This is a genomic window from Actinomadura kijaniata (assembly GCF_014138665.1).
Classification (GTDB): domain Bacteria; phylum Actinomycetota; class Actinomycetes; order Streptosporangiales; family Streptosporangiaceae; genus Spirillospora; species Spirillospora kijaniata.
Genome location: NZ_JACJIA010000018.1, coordinates 63,379 through 82,435 on the forward strand (window position 1 = coordinate 63,379; position 19,057 = coordinate 82,435).

General features: G+C 72.7%; 21 protein-coding genes. 17 read left to right on the forward strand and 4 right to left on the reverse strand.

Translation table 11 applies throughout. The features are described 5' to 3' along the window. Positions 1-142 precede the first annotated feature (142 nt). Positions 143-967 carry an SAM-dependent methyltransferase gene (locus tag HNR61_RS41880; RefSeq protein WP_312898352.1) on the forward strand — a complete coding sequence of 275 codons (825 nt, stop codon included), beginning with the start codon at positions 143-145 and terminating at the stop codon, positions 965-967. A 7-nt stretch (positions 968-974) separates the two neighbouring features. Here HNR61_RS41880 and HNR61_RS41885 read toward each other — a convergent pair whose 3' ends face one another. Next, on the reverse strand, positions 975-1,631 hold the full coding sequence (locus tag HNR61_RS41885) for a TetR/AcrR family transcriptional regulator (RefSeq protein ID WP_182848703.1): 657 nt from the start codon (positions 1,629-1,631) through the stop codon (positions 975-977). 68 nt (positions 1,632-1,699) lie between these two features. On the opposite strand from HNR61_RS41885, the gene HNR61_RS41890 reads away from it, so the two are divergent. From HNR61_RS41890 to HNR61_RS41920, 7 genes are all read left to right on the forward strand, one after another. Further along, positions 1,700-2,704, forward strand: coding sequence for a serine/threonine dehydratase (locus HNR61_RS41890; RefSeq protein WP_312898353.1), 1,005 nt, complete (start codon positions 1,700-1,702; stop codon positions 2,702-2,704). Between the two features lie 333 nt (positions 2,705-3,037). After that, positions 3,038-3,448 carry an RNHCP domain-containing protein gene (locus tag HNR61_RS41895; RefSeq protein ID WP_312898354.1) on the forward strand — a complete coding sequence of 137 codons (411 nt, stop codon included), beginning with the start codon at positions 3,038-3,040 and terminating at the stop codon, positions 3,446-3,448. Positions 3,449-3,476: 28 nt separating this feature from the next. Then, the gene (locus HNR61_RS41900) at positions 3,477-3,893 is read left to right on the forward strand and encodes an RNHCP domain-containing protein (RefSeq protein ID WP_182848704.1); all 417 of its coding nucleotides are present in this window, start codon (positions 3,477-3,479) and stop codon (positions 3,891-3,893) included. A gap of 134 nt (positions 3,894-4,027) precedes the next feature. Then, positions 4,028-4,861: a phosphotransferase enzyme family protein gene (locus HNR61_RS41905; protein ID WP_182848705.1), complete on the forward strand. Its 834-nt coding sequence runs from the start codon at positions 4,028-4,030 to the stop codon at positions 4,859-4,861. 461 nt (positions 4,862-5,322) lie between these two features. Then, complete coding sequence (locus tag HNR61_RS41910) at positions 5,323-5,577, forward strand: hypothetical protein (protein WP_182848706.1); 255 nt, start codon at positions 5,323-5,325, stop codon at positions 5,575-5,577. A gap of 300 nt (positions 5,578-5,877) precedes the next feature. Beyond that, complete coding sequence (locus HNR61_RS41915; RefSeq protein WP_182848707.1) at positions 5,878-6,111, forward strand: hypothetical protein; 234 nt, start codon at positions 5,878-5,880, stop codon at positions 6,109-6,111. Next, on the forward strand, positions 6,111-6,740 hold the full coding sequence (locus tag HNR61_RS41920) for a sigma-70 family RNA polymerase sigma factor (protein WP_182848708.1): 630 nt from the start codon (positions 6,111-6,113) through the stop codon (positions 6,738-6,740). Before HNR61_RS41915 ends, HNR61_RS41920 begins: the two co-directional genes overlap by 1 nt. 194 nt (positions 6,741-6,934) lie before the next feature. Here HNR61_RS41920 and HNR61_RS41925 read toward each other — a convergent pair whose 3' ends face one another. Then, entirely contained in the window at positions 6,935-7,540 is a 606-nt protein-coding gene (locus HNR61_RS41925; protein ID WP_182848709.1) for a TetR/AcrR family transcriptional regulator, read from the reverse strand. Between the two features lie 109 nt (positions 7,541-7,649). Between HNR61_RS41925 and HNR61_RS41930 the strand changes: the two genes are divergently transcribed. Continuing rightward, positions 7,650-9,515 (forward strand): cellulase family glycosylhydrolase, encoded by a 1,866-nt coding sequence (locus HNR61_RS41930; protein ID WP_182848710.1) that lies wholly within the window; start codon positions 7,650-7,652, stop codon positions 9,513-9,515. Positions 9,516-10,239: 724 nt separating this feature from the next. Next, on the forward strand, positions 10,240-11,022 hold the full coding sequence (locus HNR61_RS41935) for a DUF899 family protein (RefSeq protein ID WP_182848711.1): 783 nt from the start codon (positions 10,240-10,242) through the stop codon (positions 11,020-11,022). 335 nt (positions 11,023-11,357) lie between these two features. Here the strand turns inward: HNR61_RS41935 and HNR61_RS41940 are convergent, their stop codons facing one another. Next, entirely contained in the window at positions 11,358-11,885 is a 528-nt protein-coding gene (locus tag HNR61_RS41940) for a DUF3995 domain-containing protein (RefSeq protein WP_220510441.1), read from the reverse strand. Next, positions 11,875-12,204 (reverse strand): DUF6191 domain-containing protein, encoded by a 330-nt coding sequence (locus HNR61_RS41945; RefSeq protein ID WP_182848712.1) that lies wholly within the window; start codon positions 12,202-12,204, stop codon positions 11,875-11,877. The genes HNR61_RS41940 and HNR61_RS41945 overlap by 11 nt, the downstream gene beginning before the upstream one ends. A gap of 372 nt (positions 12,205-12,576) precedes the next feature. On the opposite strand from HNR61_RS41945, the gene HNR61_RS41950 reads away from it, so the two are divergent. The 7 genes from HNR61_RS41950 (at position 12,577) to HNR61_RS41980 (ending at position 18,996) form a co-directional block, all read left to right on the forward strand. After that, positions 12,577-13,863, forward strand: a complete 1,287-nt coding sequence (locus HNR61_RS41950; protein WP_312898355.1) for a PP2C family protein-serine/threonine phosphatase — start codon at positions 12,577-12,579, stop codon at positions 13,861-13,863. A 183-nt stretch (positions 13,864-14,046) separates the two neighbouring features. Beyond that, entirely contained in the window at positions 14,047-14,226 is a 180-nt protein-coding gene (locus HNR61_RS41955) for a hypothetical protein (protein WP_182848713.1), read from the forward strand. Between the two features lie 148 nt (positions 14,227-14,374). Continuing rightward, entirely contained in the window at positions 14,375-14,866 is a 492-nt protein-coding gene (locus tag HNR61_RS41960; protein ID WP_182848714.1) for an NUDIX hydrolase, read from the forward strand. 164 nt (positions 14,867-15,030) lie between these two features. Next, the gene (locus HNR61_RS41965) at positions 15,031-16,008 is read left to right on the forward strand and encodes an ABC transporter substrate-binding protein (RefSeq protein WP_182848715.1); all 978 of its coding nucleotides are present in this window, start codon (positions 15,031-15,033) and stop codon (positions 16,006-16,008) included. Further along, entirely contained in the window at positions 16,005-17,000 is a 996-nt protein-coding gene (locus HNR61_RS41970; protein WP_182848716.1) for a FecCD family ABC transporter permease, read from the forward strand. Before HNR61_RS41965 ends, HNR61_RS41970 begins: the two co-directional genes overlap by 4 nt. Next, positions 16,997-18,070 (forward strand): FecCD family ABC transporter permease, encoded by a 1,074-nt coding sequence (locus tag HNR61_RS41975; protein WP_182848717.1) that lies wholly within the window; start codon positions 16,997-16,999, stop codon positions 18,068-18,070. The genes HNR61_RS41970 and HNR61_RS41975 overlap by 4 nt, the downstream gene beginning before the upstream one ends. 47 nt (positions 18,071-18,117) lie before the next feature. Continuing rightward, complete coding sequence (locus HNR61_RS41980; protein WP_220510442.1) at positions 18,118-18,996, forward strand: ABC transporter ATP-binding protein; 879 nt, start codon at positions 18,118-18,120, stop codon at positions 18,994-18,996. Positions 18,997-19,057 lie beyond the last annotated feature (61 nt).

Consider the following 19,057-nt stretch of genomic DNA (forward strand, 5'->3'; position numbering starts at 1 on the left):
GGCGGCGCGGTCAAGGAGGCGGGCTGCGTGGCCGGAAGCGGCTCCCGGCGAGCGCCGCTCCTTTTGTGGTGATGTGTCGTGGCGGCCGGGGAGCTGCCAGACTCGGGGACCGCGAGTGATCGTCCTGTGGGAAGGGTTCGGCGTGGACACCCCGAGCATCGTTTCGATCGACACCCAGCGTCCGCACCAGGCGCGGATCTGGAACCACTGGCTGGGCGGCAAGGAGAACTACCCCATCGACCGCTCGGTCGGCGACAAGGTGATGGAGGTGTTCCCCGAGATCGTCGACATCGCCCGGCACACCCGCGCGTTCCTGCTCCGCGTCACGCACTTCCTGGTCGCCGAGCAGGGGATCCGGCAGGTCCTCGACATCGGCACCGGCCTGCCCACCGCCGACAACACCCACGAGGTCGCCCAGCGCATCGCCCCCGAGACCCGCGTGGTCTACGTCGACAACGACCCCCTGGTCCTCTCGCACGCCCGCGCGCTGCTGACCAGCACGGCCGAGGGCGCCACCGACTACGTCGACGCCGACGTGCGCGACCCCGCCGCCATCCTGGAGCAGGCGGCCCGGACGCTCGACCTGGACCAGCCGGTCGCGCTGATGCTGCTGGGCGTCATGGGCAACGTCCCCGACGCCGACGACCCGCAGGGCATCGTCCGGACGCTGATGGCGGAGCTGGCCCCCGGAAGCTGGCTGGTGGTCAACGACGGCACCGACGTCCTGGAACGCGCGCAGGCGGCCCCGGCGGACGAGACCGGGCGCGCCGAGGCCATCCGCCTGTACGTCGAGGCGGGCGCGCTGCCCTACTTCGCCCGGACCCCCGAGTTCATCGCCGGCTACTTCGCGGGGCTCGACCTGGTCGAGCCGGGCGTGGTGTCCACCCCGCTGTGGCGGCCCGACCTGCCCGAGCTGGACCGGCCGCGCGAGGTCGACGCGTTCTGCGGCGTGGCGCGCAAGCCCTGAGGGCGCCTCAGCCGGAGGCGGCGCGCCGCGGGTCGGCGGCCCGGATGAGGGCGCGCAGGCCGTCGCGGTGGACCCCGTGGTCCGCCAGCGGCGGCAGCATCGCGTCGAGGTGCCCGGTCAGCGCGGGGAACCGGTCGGGGTCCAGGGCCGCCAGGGCGCGGCGGGAGGCCGCCATGGCGTCGCGCGGGTCGCGGTGGTCCACGAAGCCGGCCGCGCCCAGGGTGAACAGGTACATCTGCCGGTAGACGGCCATGGCGCGCTCCGGCGGCATGCCGACGGCGATGTTCGCCGCGACCTGCGGTTCGACGAGCCGCTCCAGCAGCGTCGGGCTGAGCCAGGGACGCGCGCCGCGCAGCGTGACGAGCCCGGGGTGCCGCGCCAGCAGCTCGTACAGGCGGGTGAAACGCTCCTCGGTGCCCCGCGCCCAGTCGGTCCCGGGCGCGATGTCGGGCAGCCGGGCGGCGAGATGGTCGGTGCACAGGTCGATGAGCCCGTCCAGCGTCGAGCCGCACCGGCGGTGGATCGTCGTGTGGGAGACGCCCAGGCGCCGGGCCAGCGCCCGCAGGTTCAGGGCCTGCGGGCCCTCCTCGTCGATGAGCGCCAGCGCCGCGCGCGCGATGGCCTGGGGCGTGGCCCGTTCCAGGGCGGCCGAGTGTCGGGGCATGGGAAACAGTGTAAGTTACGCTGTAACAGCGCCGGTCGCGTGGCCGGCGGACACGCGGGGAGGCGGACGTGACCTTCGTTCCTTCGGCCGGAGCGACCGTGGACCCGCTCGGCTACGCCGACATCCGTTCGGCCGCCGAACGGATCCGGGGCCGCGTGCGCCCCGTCGCCGTGGCGCCGATGGAGGACGGGCCGCCCTCCCGGGCCCAGGGGGCCGGGAGGACCTGGCTGGCCCTGGAGTACATGCAGCACACCGGCAGCTTCAAGGCCCGGGGCGCGGTGAACTTCCTGCTCGCCCACGGCCGGGAGGGCGCCCTGCCCGAGGCGGGCGTCACCATCGCCTCCGGCGGGAACGCCGGCCTGGCCTGCGCCTGGGCGGCCGCGGCCCTCCAGGTGCGGGCCACGGTGTTCCTCCCGGCGAGCGCCCCCGCGGTGAAGGTCGCCCGGCTGAGGGCCTACGGCGCCGAGGTGCGGCTGGTGGAGGGGGAGTACGCGGACGCCGCGTCGGCCTGCGCCGGGTTCGCGCGCGAAAGCGGCGCGCTGACCAGCCACGCCTACGACGACCCCCACGTGGCGGCGGGAGCGGGAACGCTGCTGGACGAGATCCGGGACCAGGTTCCCGAACTGGACACGGTGCTGGTCGCCGTCGGCGGGGGCGGGCTGTTCGCCGGGGTCGCCACCGCCGCCCGCCACCACGGCATCCGCGCCGTCGCCGTCGAACCGGAGGGCTGCCGGGCGCTGCACGCCGCCCTGGAGGCCGGGGACGTGGTCGACGTCCCGGTGGACGGCGTCGCCGCCGACGCGCTCGGGGCGCGGCGCGCCACCCGCCTGGCCCTGCACGCCGCCCGGCGGGGCGACACGCGTTCGGTCCTGGTCCGGGACCGCGACATCGTCCGGGCCCGCCGGACCCTGTGGGAGGAGCGCCGCATCGTCACCGAACCGGGCGGAGCCACCGCCCTGGCCGCTCTGCTGAGCCCCGGGGACGGCGGCTACGCCCCGCACCCCGACGAGAACATCGCGATCGTGCTCTGCGGCGCCAACACCGACCCCGCCACCCTCGTCGCCGAGGACTGACGCCCCGTCCAGGCGGTGCGCGGGCCCAGGAGCGGAACCCGGCCCGGCGGAAAAACCGTTGGTGCCCGTCCCGGCGGATGTCCTAGTGTCGATACCGCCCACCACGGGCGAACGTGACCACCCATGCGAACGGGCCGCCGCCCTAGAGAGAAGCTGGTTTATGACCTCGCCCGAGCCGAGCGCGCCTCGCCAAGCGTGACGCCGCCCGGCCCCGCCGACCCGTCGCCGTAGCGCTCCGCGAACGACGACGGCCCGGCGCCCCCAGGCCACCTTCCGAGGCCGCTCGGCCTCCTTCTGCAGCCATTTCTTCCGGTTCCAGCAAGGAGAACCCGAGTGTCCGACCACGATCTCGACGGCACCCGTCACCGCGGGACCTCCACCGACCCGGCCCGCACCGGCGCGATCCCGCGCGCCGGCACCTTCGAGTGCCTGCGCTGCGGCCTGACCGTGACCCGGCTCGGCCCGGGCGGCGACGTCCGCAACCACTGCCCGAGCTGCCTGCACTCCCGGCACGTCGAGGACCACGTGCGCGGCGGCCCCGCCGAATGCCGGGGGCGGATGTCCCCCATCGCCATCGCCGTGCTCCGCAACGACGACTGGATGGTCATCCACCGGTGCACGCGCTGCGACGAGCTGACCTCCAGCCCCGTCTGCCGTGACGACAACCAGCTCATCCTCATGCGCATGGCCGTCCGGCCGCTGGCCCAGCCTCCCTTCCCGCTCGAGGTGTTCGCGGATCTGTGATCCGGCGCGAACGGAAAGGAGGACCACCGTGCCACGACGCAGAACACCCGACGGCGGGCGACGCCCCCAGCGGCGCAAGTCCGTCCTGCACGGCCCCGGCGGGGAGGGCGGCGACGCGTTCCGGTGCGTCGGCTGCCGACTCGAAGTGCCCCTGGCCGCACCGGGCACCGCGCACCGCAACCACTGCCCGCACTGCCTGACCAGCCGGCACGTCGACCGGCGCGTCCCGGGGGACCGGGCGGCGGACTGCGGCGGACGGATGGCGGCGCTGAGCATGACGGTGCGTTCCAACGGCGAGTGGCTGCTCATCCACCAGTGCGTGACATGCGGTGAACTGAGCGCCAACCGCATCGCCGGGGACGACAACGCGCTGGCCCTGATGCGCATCGCGATGCGCCCACTGGCCGACGGCAAACTGCCGGTACGAGCCCTGCTCACCCTGTGACACGCCCCTGGCCGGGCCTCTCCCTAAGGAAGAGGCCCGGCCAGAACAACCCGAAATCAGCGGGGCCGGAGTGGAGACCCTCAAGCCCGAGAACATCGACGAGAAGCGAGCATCCGGAAGACCTGGGGAGCGGCATGCACAGTGATCGAGCAGTGCCGGAGGAGGAGCCCCTGGTAGGGGACGGGGTGACGCCGGGCATCACCCGCGTCGCCGACACCGTCCGCCGACCGGTCAGGCCCTTCACCGCCACGATCCACGCCTATCTCTCCCACCTTCACCAGGCAGGGTTCCCAGCCGTCCCCAAGCCTCTGGGCATCGATGAACGAGGCCGGGAAGTGCTGTCCTACGTGCCGGGTGACGTGCCCCGTGAACCGCTCCCACCCGAGGTGACCGGGGAGGACGTCCTTGCCGCCCTGGCCCGTCTCATCCGGCGGCTCCACGACGCCGCGCAGGGCTGGACGCCACCCCGCGACGCCGTCTGGGCCACGCTGCCCGGGACCGAGGACATCCCGCCGGTCGACACCGAAGCCGAACTGGTCGGCCACCGCGACTACTGCCCGGGCAACGTGGTCTTCCGCGACGGACTGCCCGCCGCCTTCATCGACTTCGACCTGGCCCGGCCGACCACCCGGGTCTATGACATCGCCAACGCCCTGTACTGGTGGGCACCACTGCTGCACCCCGAGGACCGCGCCCCTGCCCTGACCGAGGCCGACATCCCCCACCGCGTGGCGGTGTTCGCCGACGCCTACGGGATGTCCGACCGGCAGCGTCGCGAACTCGTGCCCCTGGCCGGACGAATGGTCCACCGCTTCCACCTGACCAGCCGCGCGGCCGCTGAGGCCGATCCGGTGTTCCACCGCTTGTGGCGGCAAGGCGTCAAGGACCGCATGCCGCGCGCCGAAGCATGGCTGGCCGAGGAAGGCCCGACCATCGCGACCCGGCTCACGCGCCCCTTCCCCGCTTGAGGAAGGGCCTCGATGTCCACGGTGAAAAACCTCTCGCCGACGTCCGCGCTGTCGGCCGTCACCCCCGGCCCCGCGCTCGCACCAGACGGCGGCTGCGAATCCGGTCCAACCGCACCTGCGGGATCAGCGCGCCTCCCTCTGGGCGACCTGGCACAGACCGTCCCGAGGTTCGCGGCTCGGCCTCCCCGCGACTCGATCGGTTGCGTCGGCGGCGGGGTGAGGGCGCGACCGGTGCTCACTCCGAAGCCGTCGCGCATCTGCGAGGGCCGGGGAGACCCTCCTTGGGGTAGCGCTGAGCCCGGTTCCTCTGTGTTGTTCGATGTCGCGCGTGGCGGCGTCAGGGGCGGCGATGGCCTGGGGGTTCTCGTGGGTGACGTGCTTGAAGGAGATCGTTGGGGCGTGTACGGGGAGGTGGCGGCGGGCAGGGCAGTGGGGGAGAAGAGCAGGCCGGGGGAGCTCTGATGAGTGAGATCAGCCACGATGAGACGAATCTGTCGAGTGACCAGGCGGCGGTGTTCCGAGCGGTGTCTCGGCTGGAGAGCGGCGCGGAGGGGCCTGGCGGGTTGGGACGGGTCGCCGCGGAGGCCGGCCTGGACGAGGCGCGTACCCGGGCGGCACTGGAGGCACTGACCGGCCCCCTGGGCCTGGTCGCCGTTGTGGAGAACGCGGACGCCACCGAACCCGGTCCTGTTTACCGGGTCCAGACGCTGCGTTGACGTCGGACAGCACTGCCGCACTCTGAGGAGTGCAGGAGCGGCACGGTCCGGGAAGCGTTTGCCGGGCTGTCACATCAGTCGGGCACCGCCGGAGATGCGGCCGAGCACGGGCGACGTTCATCGTCTGAAGGGGATGGACCGCTTTCTGCCTGTGCCTACCGCTTCATCCCCTGCGACAAGCGTGGCCAAAGCGGTCAAAGCGGATTAAAGCAGGCGACCGAATCGAATATTTGCTCCCGGGACGCATGGATGCGTGAGCAGGGGTAGTAGCGATGATCCGACCGTGAAAGGGGCCGCTCTATGGAACCTATCGCGACCGTTGAGAACAGGCCGCGTTCGTTGTCGCACGACTCGTTGGCCGACCTGTACGCCGGGCTGCGCACCGAGTACATGACCCTGGTGGATCCGGGGCTGGTCGAACGGGTGCTGTACTCGGCCCGGCGGCACGCCGAGCAACTGCACATGCTGGACGACCTCTGGGCGATGGAGGTCACGGCCCGTACCTGTCTCGACGCCTATCTGGAGCGGACATGATGAAGCCGTCACCAGCCGAGCACCGCGCGCCGCGGCGGACCGAGGAACGACCCACCCTGAACGACCCGGCGCTGTCACGGAAGCAGACCCGGTTCGAACGCGAAGCGGTGCCCTACCTCAACCAGCTGTACGCGGCGGCACTGCGGATGACCCGCAACCGCGCCGACGCCGAGGACCTGGTCCAGGACACCTACACCAAGGCGTTCACCTCGTTCCACCAGTTCAAGCAGGGCACCAACCTGCGGGCATGGCTGTACCGCATCCTGACCAACAACTTCATCAACGGCTACCGCAAGCAGCAGCGGCAGCCCCTCCGGTCGGGGACCGACCAGGTGGAGGACTGGCAGCTCACCCGCGCCGAGGCCCACCTTCCCGGCGGGCTGAAGTCGGCGGAGTCCCAGGCGCTGGAACGCCTCCCCGACCCGGAGGTGAAGCAGGCGCTCAACGACCTGCCCGAGGAGTTCCGCCTCGCGGTCTACCTGTCGGACGTCGAAGGCTTCTCCTACAAGGAGATCGCGCGGATCCTGAACGTTCCCATCGGGACGGTGATGTCCCGGCTCCACCGGGGACGACGCCGGCTGCGCGTCGCGCTCGACGACTACGCGCACCGCTACGCCTACGTCGGCTAGGGCGTGGCCGGTGGCTCGATGTCGAGCTGCATGGCCGAGCGGGCGACGGTGGTGCGGTGACCGCCGCGGCGATCAGGATGTGGTTCCTCGGCCTCGCCCAGGGACTGCCAGAAACGATCCCCCCGTCACCGCCGAACCGCTCGGGACCCGGCCGAACACCGGCAGTGTGTCTCACCCCCGCTGCTGACCTGCGGCTACTCAGTGCCGTGCGGGTCGGCTGTCCGGGGGGAGGTGATGAGCGCGGCGAGGGTGGCCGCGAACCGTTCGGGGGTGACCTCGGCCGGAGGGTGGCCGAAGAACTGGCGTGCCAGGTGGTAGCCGGACAGGGCGGAGACCACGACGGTGAGCAGGGCGTGCGGGTCGGCGTGGTCGACGTGGGCGCGGAGGTCGTGCGTCAGATGCCCGGCCTCCTCGACGATGCCCCGGTCGAGCAGGATTCCGCCGATCCTGCTGGTGAGGTCCGGGAACTGGCCGTGTTCGCGGGCGAGCAGGTTGATGAGCGGCCTGATCTTGGCCATGTAGTCGAGCTGTTGCAGGAACCGGCGGGCGAGGGCGGCCTGCGGGTCTTCGACGGTTCCCCGCTCGAACTCCCGGCGGTACTGCTGGGCGCGCTCCAGCTCGCGTTCGAGGGCCGCCCGGAAGACGTCCTCCTTGGAGCGGAAGTGCCGGTAGAAGCTGCCGCTGCCGGGGGAGAGCCCGGACCTCTCCTCGATGGCGGTGACGGTCGTGCCGGTGAAGCCCACCTGCTGGATGAGCTCCAGGGCGGCGTCGAGGATGCGCGCGCGCGTCGAGGGTGCCACGCCTGCAAGATAGTCCTTGCTTCCGCAAGAACCTTCTTGCATCCTTCTCTGCAAGAAGGTTCTTGCAGGCGCGAGCTGGGACCCCGCCCCCACCCCGAAGGGCCCGACCATGGCGCCAACGCCCTCGCCCCCCAAGCGATCCCTCTGCCTGGCGGTCGCCGTCTCACTGGCCGCAACGGTCCTCACCGCCGCACCGGCGCACGCGCAGGGCGCGGTGACGGTGTCGCCCAAACAGCAGGGCTGGGTGTTCCGGGACGCCCAGGGCCGGGAGGTGACGCTGCGCGGCTTCAACGTCTCGGGGAGCACCAAGCTGTACGAGAGTGGCCTGCTGCCGTTCCGCAGCACGGCCGACGCGGCCAGGTCCGCGCAGGCGATGCGGGACCTGACCGGCGCCAACGCGGTCCGGTTCCTGATCAGCTGGGAGGGCGTGCAACCGGCCCCCGACAGGATCGACCACGCCTACCTCGACCGGGCGATCGCGCAGATCAGGGCTTTCACCGACCGGGGCATCCGCGTCCTGGTGGACTACCACCAGGATCTGTACTCCTACCACCTGTTCAACACCGGAAGCTGGTACACCGGCAACGGAGCCCCCCGCTGGGTGGTCCAGGCCGGCGGCTATCCGCGGGAGTCGTGCGGGATCTGCATCCTGTGGGGCCAGAACATGCAGACCAACGCCGCCGTCCGCAAGGCCATGTACGACTTCTGGCGCGACCGGACGCTGCCGACCCCGGCCGGACCGGTCGGCGTCCAGTCCGCCTACCTGTCGCAGGCCAGGTCGATGATGACCTACCTCAGGCAACGGCTTCCCGCCGCGTCCTTCGACAACATCCTCGGCCTCGACCCGTTCAACGAGCCGTTCGACGGCGGCCTGGACGGCAGGAGCGGCACGGAGTGGGAGAGCACCTACCTGATGCCGTTCTACCAGCGGATCCGCACCGTCATGGACGAGGCGGGCTGGACCGCCAAGCCCGCCTTCGTGGAGCCGCTGGTCTTCTGGAACACCGGCCTGTTCGAGGAGGGCGGGATGACCAGGGTCGGACGGCTGGGGACCCGCATGGTGTTCAACACCCACTTCTACGACGGGGCCCGCATCAGCGTGGACCCCTCGCCCGCCTCCGACGGAACCTACGACGCGGCGATGAACGAGATCCGGCAGCGCGCCAAGGACCTGGGCACCGCACCCATCGTCTCCGAGTTCGGGCACAAGCTGTCGGGCGGCGGAAGCGACCGCACCCCCTGGATGGTCCGCGCCATGTACCAGGCCGCGGACTACGGCGTCGCGGGCAGGAACTGGTGGAACACCCCCGCGTCCGGCGGCGACGTCCTGTCGGCCATCCAGTGGCAATGGGACATCTACAGCGGCCGCCACCGCGAGCCCATGAACGGCAACCCCGACAAGGTCCAGACCGAGGGCGACGCCTGGAACGGCGAGGACCACTCGGTGGTGGCCACCAACGACGCGGGCGCCGTCACCCTGCGCCTGGACCAGCGTGTCCTGGACCGGCTGTACCCCGCCGCGGTCAGCGGCGACACCCTGGCGTTCGCCTATGAGGACCTGGCCCGCTCCGGATACGGCGGCACCGGCCAGCAGCAGGCGTGGCTGACGGTCCCCTCCTCCCTGCCGGGCGTGGCCGCCCTGACCGGCGGACGCCAGTACGGCGTGCTCGTGTGGCGAGGCTCGACCCGCGACGCCCCCACCGAACTGCACCTGCCGGCGGCCTTCGCCCCCACGACCACCACCGTCGTCAGCGACGTCGCCACGCTCAACGGCGTCCCCGCCTCCGGCCCCGTCGCCGCCGCCACCGAGACCGGCTCCTCCACCGCCAAACGACTGCGGATCACCGCCGGCGACGGCCTGCACTTCGCGCTCATCGTCAACACCGCGACCGGCGCACCGGTCACCAACGCCCAGCTCGACGCCGCCCGCGCCGACCTCACCACCTGGATCACCCAGAGGTTCCCGGCCGGCTGACGTCCGCCCCGACGCCGACGACCTGGACGGACGGGGGCGCCGAGCGCGTACCGCGTCCGTCCTCGGTCATGCCGGTTGCCGACGAGAAGACGTCATGCGGTCTACGACGCGGCCCGGAGCTCCCGGGCGAGCCGGTGCGTTCCGGACGCCCGCCGGTCGTCACGGAGATGAGGTGCGGCCTGGACCCCATGCGCGGCCGACCGCGCGTTCGGCGGCGGCGTGCCACCATGCGGGAGGCGAAGGGCCGACGGTCTTCGATGCGGGTTGATCGGGGTGAAGTCCCAGCCGCCGCAGCGCGTCGGCCCTGATCCGGACGCTGAACCAGCCGTGCCGGTGGCCGTCGGCGTCAGGCCCACAGGCCAGATCTACGCGGACGTCGTCGGCGTCGCACGGCGTCCAGTCGATGCCACGGTCACGCAGTCAAGCCCGCACCGCCGCCGCCGGGCCGGGGCGGCCGGGCAGCTTCTCGTCGCTGACGATGGTGACCCACTCGGTGCCGGTCGAGCTCATACCGTCCATGATGTCAGTTCCTCCGGGCGGCGACATGACCTGGACCATCCGCTGACCCTCCACGCCGATGTCCGCAAGCACCGGCGTGGTCCGTGCGGGCTCGGCCAAAGGGCCCTCTGCTGCGATGAGTTCCGGCCGGGGCGCGGGTCTGTCCTGGTGACCGTCATAGGACGTCGTACGACGCTGCCCGGCACGAGACACTACGGAGGACACCGTGACGACCACGCCGGACGATCCGACCACCGCGCTCCCCGGCCGCCCGCCGATCGTCGACCTGGCCACCTGGCAGGCCGCCCGCGACGAGCTTCTGGTCCGCGAGAAGGCCCACACCCGCGAGGGCGACGCCATCGCCGCGGCCCGCCGCCGGCTGCCGATGGTGGAGTTCGACGGGACGGTGAAGGTCGTCGGCCCCGGCGGCCCGGTCCCGTTCCTGGACCTGTTCCAGGGGCGCGACGAGCTCGTGGTCTACAAGCACATGTGGTACGACGGCGCGCCGCACCAGGGGCAGTGCGAGGGCTGCACCAACGCGGCCTGGCACCTGAGGGACGCCGTCTACCTCAACGCCCGCGGCGTCTCGTTCGCCATCGTGACCACGGGCCGTTGGGACGAGGTGGCCTCCTACGTCGATTTCATGGGTTACACCCAGCCCTGGTACTCGGTGCGCGACGTAGCCGAGCCGGTCGGCGGCGACATGGGTCACACCACCTGCTACCTGCGCGACGGCGACCGGACGTTCCTCACCTACTCCACGACGGGCCGCGGCAACGAACCGTTCAACGGAACCTTCGCCCTCCTCGACGTGACGCCCTACGGCCGTGGCGAGACGTGGGAGGACAAACCCGAGGGCCGGCCCGGGGGACGCCACGCCTGCTGGTACTGGCGCACGGACGCGGACGGGAACCCCGCCTGGGGCCCGACCAGCCGCCCCGTGCCGCAGTGGACCCGCCCCGGCGCGGGCCCCGTGGAGACCCTCGGCCGGCAGGGCCCCCACCACTGACCCGCCTCGCCGACGGCGTCGGCGAAAGTCGGGGCTTGCCCATCCCCGCCAGGAGTCCGGGGCCGGTACGCGTCGCGTCCTGCTCACGGCGGGGATGAGCGCTGCTCCGTCCGCGGCGGGAACGCCCGGCGAGCCCTACCGGCCGACCCCCCGCCGCATCAGACCGGCTATGCCATGTTCCGCCGGTGGACCCGCGCATGGGCCTTCGTACCGCCGCCGACCGGGGAGGCGGCGCGGGTCTGCCGTCCGGTATGTCATCCACCCGCCAGCGCCGAGGCCGTCGGGTGCCACCGTGCCCACGTGCCCACGCCGGTTGCGCTGTGGCCACGGCCTGCTCAGGTGTCGATTCTGGAAGTCCTGGTGCGGCGGGCGAACTGCCGGGCCGTGGCGATCCAGAGCGCTCCCCACGCCAGGAAGAACGGGGACCAGAGCATCAGGTCCCACCGGGCCAGGTGACGGGCCAGCTCCGCGTGCTCGGCGGGTGGGGGCCGCAGGCCGGTCAGCACCAGAGCGTCACCGAGGAAGCCGAAGCCGACCGGTCCGACCGAACGCAGCACCATCAGGGCGCCGATGCCCCCGGTGAGCCCGAGCAGAAGCCGTCGCGGAAGGCGGCGACCCCAGGGCTGGACGGTGGCCAGCGCCAGCAGCACACCGGCGATCGCGACGGCGGCCATGATCCAGTAGCTGGCGACGAACCAGCCGTCACGGGCCAGCATCTGGACCCGCAGGTCCGGCCGCATCGGCTCCTTGTCCACCAGAACGTCCGAACCGAGGGCATGGGCGAGCTTCATCAGCCCGTAGGCGCCGGTGAGCACGCAGGTGGCGTAGGCGGCCCATCGCTGCCGGCGGTGTTCAGCGCGCATCGTGGGTTTCGCCCGGCCGGGTGATGCGGGCGATGCCCTGGTCCAGGTCGACGCGGTCGCCGGTGACCGGAAGCGCTCCGTCACCGTCGTCCTCACGCAGCACCAGCTGGACCTGGCGATGCTGGAGCTCGGCGCGTTTACTGCCCTGAAAGACCGCCGTGAACTCGTCGAACCCGGTCGCCGATATCGGTGTGCCGGAACGTCGGCGCAGCCAGGGCAGCAGCCCGTGGCCGGTGCACCGTTTCCAGACGAGCTCCACCCCGGCCAAGGCGAGGAGCGCGCACGCCAGGACGGGCAGGGCCGCCGCATACATCGCCATCGTTCAGGACTGCCGGAAGAAAGAGGTCAGATGGTGGTGCAGGAGGTTCTCGAGAACGTCGACGCCGCCGGAGGCGACATCGGGAGAGCCGCCCTGAGGATGATCGTTTCCGGTTCCCATCCTCGAACCGTACCGGAGCCCGGCTCCTTGCGGATCTTCTGCGGGACGGCCCGCACGGCGTGCCCCACGCGGTTCCCGGCCCGACGCCGCCACATGATCCCTTCGAACGCTTCCCCCGGGAGTCCCAGGAAGCCGAGTTCGCTGTCCGACCCGTGTGCGGCCAGTGGCGGTTGGGGTAGGTCACGCTGTGGTCGATCCAGCGGCACGGTCGGGGCGGCTGGGCGCCGACGGTGCCGCGGGGAGGGGAATGCGGTGACGGCCGATGATCGCGCCACCGAGCGGATGCTGACCGGGTTGCTGACGGCCAGCCATCTGGCGTCGGTCGAGCAGGTGCCGGACCTGGTCGCCGAGCACGCCCGCGGCGCGGGGCTGGGCGAGGTGCTGATCTATCTCGCCGACCTGCAGCAGACGGTGTTGCGGCTGCTGACCGGCCGTGGGGAGAACGCCGGGGAGGGCGCCGGTCCCCGGATCGAGGAGCTGCGGATCGACTCCACGCTGGCCGGGCGGGCCTTCCAGGAGGTGCGCGTCCTTCGCAGGAGCGACCCCGGAGGGGAGGATCCCGTGTACTGGTGGGTGCCGCTGCTGGACGGCACCGAACGCCTGGGGGTGCTGCGCGTCGGCGTTCCCGACGCCCCGGACGGGGAGGCGGCCGGCGAGGTGGTGGAGCGCGTGCGTCACCTGGCGTCGATGGTGGCGTTGATCCTGGTCAGCTCCCGGCCCTCCAGCGACTCCTACGCCCGGCTGGTGCGCACCCGTCCGATGCACGTGGCCGCCGAGATGCAGTGGAACCTGATGCCGCCGCTGACCTTCGCCACCCCGCAGGTGACGATCGGCGCGACCCTGGAACCGGCGTACCAGATCGGCGGCGACGCCTTCGACTACGCCCTCGCCGACGACACCGTCCACCTGGCCATCTTCGACGCCGCGGGGCATGACGTGCACGCCGGGCTGGCGGCCACCCTGGCGATGGCCTCCTGCCGCAACCAGCGCCGCCAGGGCGTCGGCCTGGTCGACAACAGCGAGGGCATCGAACGCGTCCTGCTGCGCGAGTTCGGCGAGAACACCCGGTACGTCACCGCGATCATGGCCGATCTGGACCTGCGGAGCGGGGTGTTCACCTGGATCAACCGGGGCCACCATCCTCCGGTGGTGATCCGCGACGGCCGCTGGATCACCACGCTGCCCTGCCCGCCCGCCCATCCCATGGGCCTGGACATGGGCAAGCCCGTCACCCTGTGCACCGAACAGCTCCAGCCCGGCGACCGGGTGCTGCTGCACACCGACGGCATCACCGAGGCCCGCGACCAGCAGGGCCGCGAGTTCGGCCTGCAACGCTTCGTCGAGTTCATCATCCGCCACAACGCCGACGGCTTCCCGGTCCCCGAGACCCTGCGCCGCCTGATCCGCGCCGTGCTGGCCCACCACGACGGCACCCTCCAGGACGACGCCACCGTCCTGTTCGTCGAGTGGCACGGTCCGTCCGCCGACGGGCCCCCGGCGCCCCGGCCCGTGGTGGACGGCCCTGCGGAGAAAGCGTAATAATCACGGCAAGTTTTGGGGTATTCGCGAACTCTGTGGGCACAATGAACCCTCAAGTCGCTTTTTCTTCCGGTGGACATGAGGGGCAGGGGGTAGGCCATGGCCTCGACGACCCAGACGACGCGCCAGTTCGATCTCGTTATCCACCGACTGCATGCGGCCTTTCCCGCCGAAGAGATCGGGATGGTCCAGCGTATGGTGCACATCGCGGTGAGCTGTGCCGAGCACCTGGGCTACACCGCGACCGACGAACTGGTGGAACGGCTGGTCGCCGAACGCCTGCGCGGCCGCCAGGCCACGTCCCGGACCCTGCCCTCCCCCCTCGACCGGCCCGGCCGACCCCTGGACACCAAGATCCCATAACGGGCGGGAATTCCCCGGGTCCCGGGTGCCGGGCCCGGTTCCGTTCCGCCGGTGTCGAGCGCCTGAAAAGCGAGAAAGTTTCAGATAGGCGCGGCGGTCAGGGGTGTTGAAAGGGAAACAATGCCCGGCGGTTCAGGATCGGCACTTCATGATCACTTGTAGATCGCTTGGCGCCCGGCGGCCCGCCCTTCGCGTCGCCGCCTACGTGATCAGGTATCGGGCCGTTCCCGAACTCCTGGTGTTCGACCACGTCGGCATGCCGCGGGCCGGGACCCAGGTCCCCGCCGGAGGCGTCCGTCCCGGCGAGGAGCCGGAGCGGGCGGTCCTGCGCGAGGTCGCCGAGGAGACCGGCCTGCTCACCGCGTCGGTGGTCCGGCGGATCGCCGTGGAGGACAAGCCCCATCCCGACACCCGGCAGCCGCACAGGACCACCTGTTTCCACCTTCGGGCGCCCGTGACCACGGAGGACGCGTGGCACCACACGGTCCGCGGCGACGGAGGCGACGCGGGGCTGGTGTTCGCCTGCCGCTTCCTGCCGCTGCCTCTCGGGCGGCCTCTGGCGGACGGCCAGGGCGCGTGGCTGGGGCATGTCGATCCCCGCTGGGCGACCGTGACCGGCGGCACGCCGCGCCGGGATTGACGTCGAGGCCCGCCGATCCCGCGCACCCGGTGGCACCGTCCCCGGCCGGATGTACAAAAGACAATGAAAACGATTATCATCCCGGAGCAATGTCCGGAGAGGCGCCCCGCACGGGCGTCCTCGCCCGGTGTGTCGCCGACCCCCGGAAGAGAGAACCCACGACCATGCCGCGCACTCCGAGCCGCCTCCTGCGGCATGCCGTCGCGCTCGCCGCCGCCGCGGCCCTGCTGGCCGGCTGCGGCGGGGCCGGCGACGGCGGTCCCGGCGGCGCCGCGAGCCCGTCCGCCGCGAGCCTGCCGCCCGTCCAGCCGGTCGCCGACGCCGACAGCATCACCGACGTGCGGGGCAGGAAGATCGCCCCCGGGCGCACCCCCGAACGCGTGGTCTGCCTGGTCGCCCTCTGCGACGACATGCTGACCGAGCTCGGCATGGTGCCGACCGCCACCAACTCCGCGCTGCTGGCCCACCCCCGGTTCCTCGGCGCGGAGCGGGCCAGGAAGGTCCCGGTCATCCCCGGCGGGTTCATCAGCCCCGAGGTGGAGGCGATCCTGTCCCACAAGCCGGACCTGGTCATCGGCCTGGAGGACACCCACGGCAAGCTCGCCCCGGCGCTGCGGGGCGCCACCACGTTCTGGCCGGTGCAGCCCACCAGGTGGCAGGACAGCGTCGCCTACCTCCGCGACCTGGGCGCGCTCACCCATCGCGGTGACAGGGCGGTCGCCGCCGAGCAGCGCCTGCGCGACAAGCTGGTCCAGGCCGAGAAGGCCAGGAGCGGCAAGACCGCGCTGATCGTGTTCGGCAGCGACGAGAACTTCGGCGTGGCCACGCCGGGCCGGGACGTGGCGGCCGGGCTGTTCCCGCAGATCGCCGACTACCCGTGGAAGGACCGGGGCGTCGAGGGCACCTACAGCCTGGAGGAGATCCTGGCCAGGAACGTCGACGTGCTCTTCGTGGAGACGATCGCGTTCGGCGCTCCCGGCAAGAAGCTGTCGGAGAAGATGGCCGGCAACGCCCTGTGGTCGCAGATCCCGGCCGTCAGGAACGGCAAGGTGGTCGAGGTCGATCCGGAGGTGTGGGCCAAGGGCCGCGGCACCCGGTCCCTCGGCATCGTCCTGGACGAGGCGACGGCCGCCCTGCGATGAGACGGACGCTCGTCCTGGCGGCCGGGCTGCTGGCCGCCGCGGCGCTGTGCGCGCTGTGCCTCGGAACGCCGAACATCCCGCCGTCCCGGCTGCTCGCCGTGCTGCCCGGCGGTGCGGCGGACGGGCTGGAGGCGGTGGTGGTGCGGGACGTCCGGCTGCCCCGGATGCTGCTCGCCCTGGTCGCCGGGGCCTGCCTCGGGGCCGCCGGGCTCGTCATGCAGGAGGCGCTGCGCAACCCGCTGGCCGTGCCGGAGATGCTGGGCGTCTCGTCGGGGGCGGCGCTGGGCGTCGCCGCGCCGCTGGTGCTCACGCTCACGCTGCCCGGCTGGGCGCATCCGCTGCTGGCCCTGGCCGGGGCCGCGCTCGGCGGGATCGCGACGCTGGTCGCCGCCGGGTTCGGCCGCAGCCCGTCGGCGGTGCTGCTCACCGGGGCGGCGGTGGCGGCGGCGCTCCAGTCCGCGCTGCTGGTGCTGATGGTGATGGCCGACCAGCTCGACCTCCAGGTCATCTTCCGCTACCTGATGGGCAGCCTGTCCGGCCGTACCTGGCAGGCCTGGCACGACGTCTGGCCGTGGCTGCTGGCGGCCGTGCCGCTGCTGGTGCTGTGCGCGCCGATGCTGGCGGTGCTGCGGCTCGGCGACGAGGACGCCGCCGCCCTCGGGCTGCGGGTGCGGCACGCCCGGCTGGGGGCGCTGGCCGTCGCCGTGCTGCTCATCGCCCCCGTGGTCGCGGTCTGCGGCCCGATCGCCTGGGTCGGGTTCCTCGCCCCGCACCTGGCGCGGCGGCTGCGCCCGGACGCCGACGTGGTGCGGTGGCTGCCCTGGACGGTGACATGGGGCGCGCTGGTCACCGTGTGGGCCGACCAGGCCGCGCGGCTGGCCCTCAAACCGATGGACACCCCGGTCGGGGCCTGGACCGCGCTCGTGGGCGTGCCCGTGGGGGTGGCGCTGCTGCGCGGCTTCCGCGCCGAGCCGGGGGGCGGCGCCCGATGAGCCTTCTCGAACGCGCGGCGTCCACGGCGCCCGGTACGGCCCGTTCCGCGGCGCGCCGACGGCGTTCGGCGCTCGCCTTCGGCGCGCTGCTGCTCGCCGTTCCGCTGGTGGCCGTGCTCGATCTGGCCGCGGGGCGGGCCCTGTCGGTGGGGGAGGCGTGGCGGGCGTTCACCGGCGGCGCGGTGGACCTCACCGCGCGCCACCTGGTCTGGGAGGTCCGCCTGCCCAGAGCGCTGGTCGCGCTCGGCGCCGGGGCCGCCCTCGGGCTCGCCGGGCTGATCCTCCAGGCGGCGATGCGCAACCCGCTGGCGGCGCCCGAGGTCACCGGGGTCACCCCCGGCGCGGTGTTCGGCGCGGTCGCCGCCACCGGGGCCGGCCTGGCCGACTGGGCGTCACCGGTCGCCGTCGTGGTCTCCGCGGTCGCCGGCGGCTGCGGCGGGGCGGGCCTGCTGTGGCTGATGACCGGCCGGACGCGTTCCGACCCGGCCCAGATGGCCGTGCACGGCGTCCTGGTCTCGGCGGCTCTCAGCGGGCTGACGGCGGTGACCCTGCTGGCGGCGCCCGGCGAGCTCGGCAGCGTCGTGCAGTGGATGGTCGGCACCACCGAGGCGCGCACCTGGCAGCACTGGAACCTGCTGTGGCCGTGGGTGCTGTTCTGGGGCGCCGCCGCCTGCCTGACCGCGGGGCCGCTCATGCTGCTGCGCTGCGGCGAGCAGGTCGCCGAGGCCGCCGGCCTGGTCCCGGCGCGGACGCGCGGGCTGGCGCTGCTGTGCGCGGTGGCCCTGACGGCCGGGGCGGTGGCGTCGGTGGGCGCGCTCGGTTTCGTCGGGCTGGTCGTGCCGCACGCCGCGCTGGCCCTGTTCGGGGCCGACCTGCGGCTGGCGCTGCCGGGGGCGGCGCTCGCCGGCGCCGTCGCGGTGTGCGGCGCGGACGCGGCGGCGCAGCTGGCGTCGCGGGCGGCCACCGCCTGGGGGGCCGAGCATCTCAGCGTCCCCGTCGGCGCGGTCACCACCTGCGTGGGCGCGGCGGTGCTGCTGTCCGTCGCCCGCCGGCACGCCGTCCAGCCGTGACCCGCCCCCATGAGAACCCTCCATCCGAACAAGGAGCGCACGAGACCGTGTCCGAGCTGATCGGCGAACCCGAGTCCGCGACGAGCCCGGCGCCGGACGCTCCGGCCCCCGGGCCGGCCGCCGCGCTGGACATCGACTGGGTGAGCTTCGGCTACCCCGGACGGCGGGTGCTCGACGAGGTCAGCCTGCGGGTCCGGCCCGGCGAGTTCGTCGCCCTGGTCGGCCTGAACGGCTGCGGCAAGAGCACCCTGCTGCGCCTGGCGGCCGGGGTGCTGCGCCCGGAGTCGGGGCGGGTGTCGGTGGACGGCGCCGACATGGCCCGGATCTCCCGCCGCGACGCCGCCCGCAAGGTCGCCCTGCTGCACCAGTCGGCTCCGGCCGTTCCGGGACTGACGGTGCGCCAGCTGGTCCGGCAGGGCCGCTACGCCGCGCGCGGGCCGCTGGGCATGCTCCGCGTCGGCGACGACGCGGTGACCGTCCGGGCGATGCGGGACGTCGGCGTGGAGGAGTGGGCGGACCGCCCGGTGGAGGCCCTGTCGGGCGGTGAACGGCAGCGCGTGCGCCTCGCCCTGGCGCTCGCCCAGGACACGCCCGTCCTGCTGCTCGACGAGCCGACCACCTACCTGGACCTGCGGCACCAGCTGGAGGTGCTGCGGCTGGTGGCCCGGCTGCGCGACGAGCGGCGCCTCACGGTGCTGATGGTGCTGCACGACCTCGACATGGCCGCCCGCTTCGCCGAACGCCTGGTGGCGTTGCGCGACGGACGCGTGGCGGCCGAGGGACCGCCGGACCAGGTGGTGACGCCCGCCCTGCTGCGGGAGGTGTTCGGCGTCGAGGGCCGGGTCGGCCGGGACCCCGAACACGGATGGCCGGTCTGCTACCCCGACCGGCCCGCCCCGATTGAAATCGATAACGGTTTTCATTAGTGTGCGGTGCGGAATCCCCCGGAAAGCCGCGTTCCCGCAGCCGTGCGGGGACCGGCGTCGT

Coding starts and splice junctions, on each gene's coding strand:
- HNR61_RS41945 (WP_182848712.1), bottom strand. CDS start 12,204: ATGGCGATGTATGCGGCGGCCCTGCCCGTCCTGGCGTGCGCGCTCCTC.
- HNR61_RS41885 (WP_182848703.1), bottom strand. CDS start 1,631: ATGCCCCGACACTCGGCCGCCCTGGAACGGGCCACGCCCCAGGCCATC.
- HNR61_RS41940 (WP_220510441.1), bottom strand. CDS start 11,885: ATGCGCGCTGAACACCGCCGGCAGCGATGGGCCGCCTACGCCACCTGC.
- HNR61_RS41965 (WP_182848715.1), top strand. CDS start 15,031: ATGCCGCGCACTCCGAGCCGCCTCCTGCGGCATGCCGTCGCGCTCGCC.
- HNR61_RS41910 (WP_182848706.1), top strand. CDS start 5,323: ATGAGTGAGATCAGCCACGATGAGACGAATCTGTCGAGTGACCAGGCG.
- HNR61_RS41920 (WP_182848708.1), top strand. CDS start 6,111: ATGAAGCCGTCACCAGCCGAGCACCGCGCGCCGCGGCGGACCGAGGAA.
- HNR61_RS41915 (WP_182848707.1), top strand. CDS start 5,878: ATGGAACCTATCGCGACCGTTGAGAACAGGCCGCGTTCGTTGTCGCAC.
- HNR61_RS41970 (WP_182848716.1), top strand. CDS start 16,005: ATGAGACGGACGCTCGTCCTGGCGGCCGGGCTGCTGGCCGCCGCGGCG.
- HNR61_RS41960 (WP_182848714.1), top strand. CDS start 14,375: ATGATCACTTGTAGATCGCTTGGCGCCCGGCGGCCCGCCCTTCGCGTC.
- HNR61_RS41955 (WP_182848713.1), top strand. CDS start 14,047: ATGGTCCAGCGTATGGTGCACATCGCGGTGAGCTGTGCCGAGCACCTG.
- HNR61_RS41905 (WP_182848705.1), top strand. CDS start 4,028: ATGCACAGTGATCGAGCAGTGCCGGAGGAGGAGCCCCTGGTAGGGGAC.
- HNR61_RS41930 (WP_182848710.1), top strand. CDS start 7,650: ATGGCGCCAACGCCCTCGCCCCCCAAGCGATCCCTCTGCCTGGCGGTC.
- HNR61_RS41975 (WP_182848717.1), top strand. CDS start 16,997: ATGAGCCTTCTCGAACGCGCGGCGTCCACGGCGCCCGGTACGGCCCGT.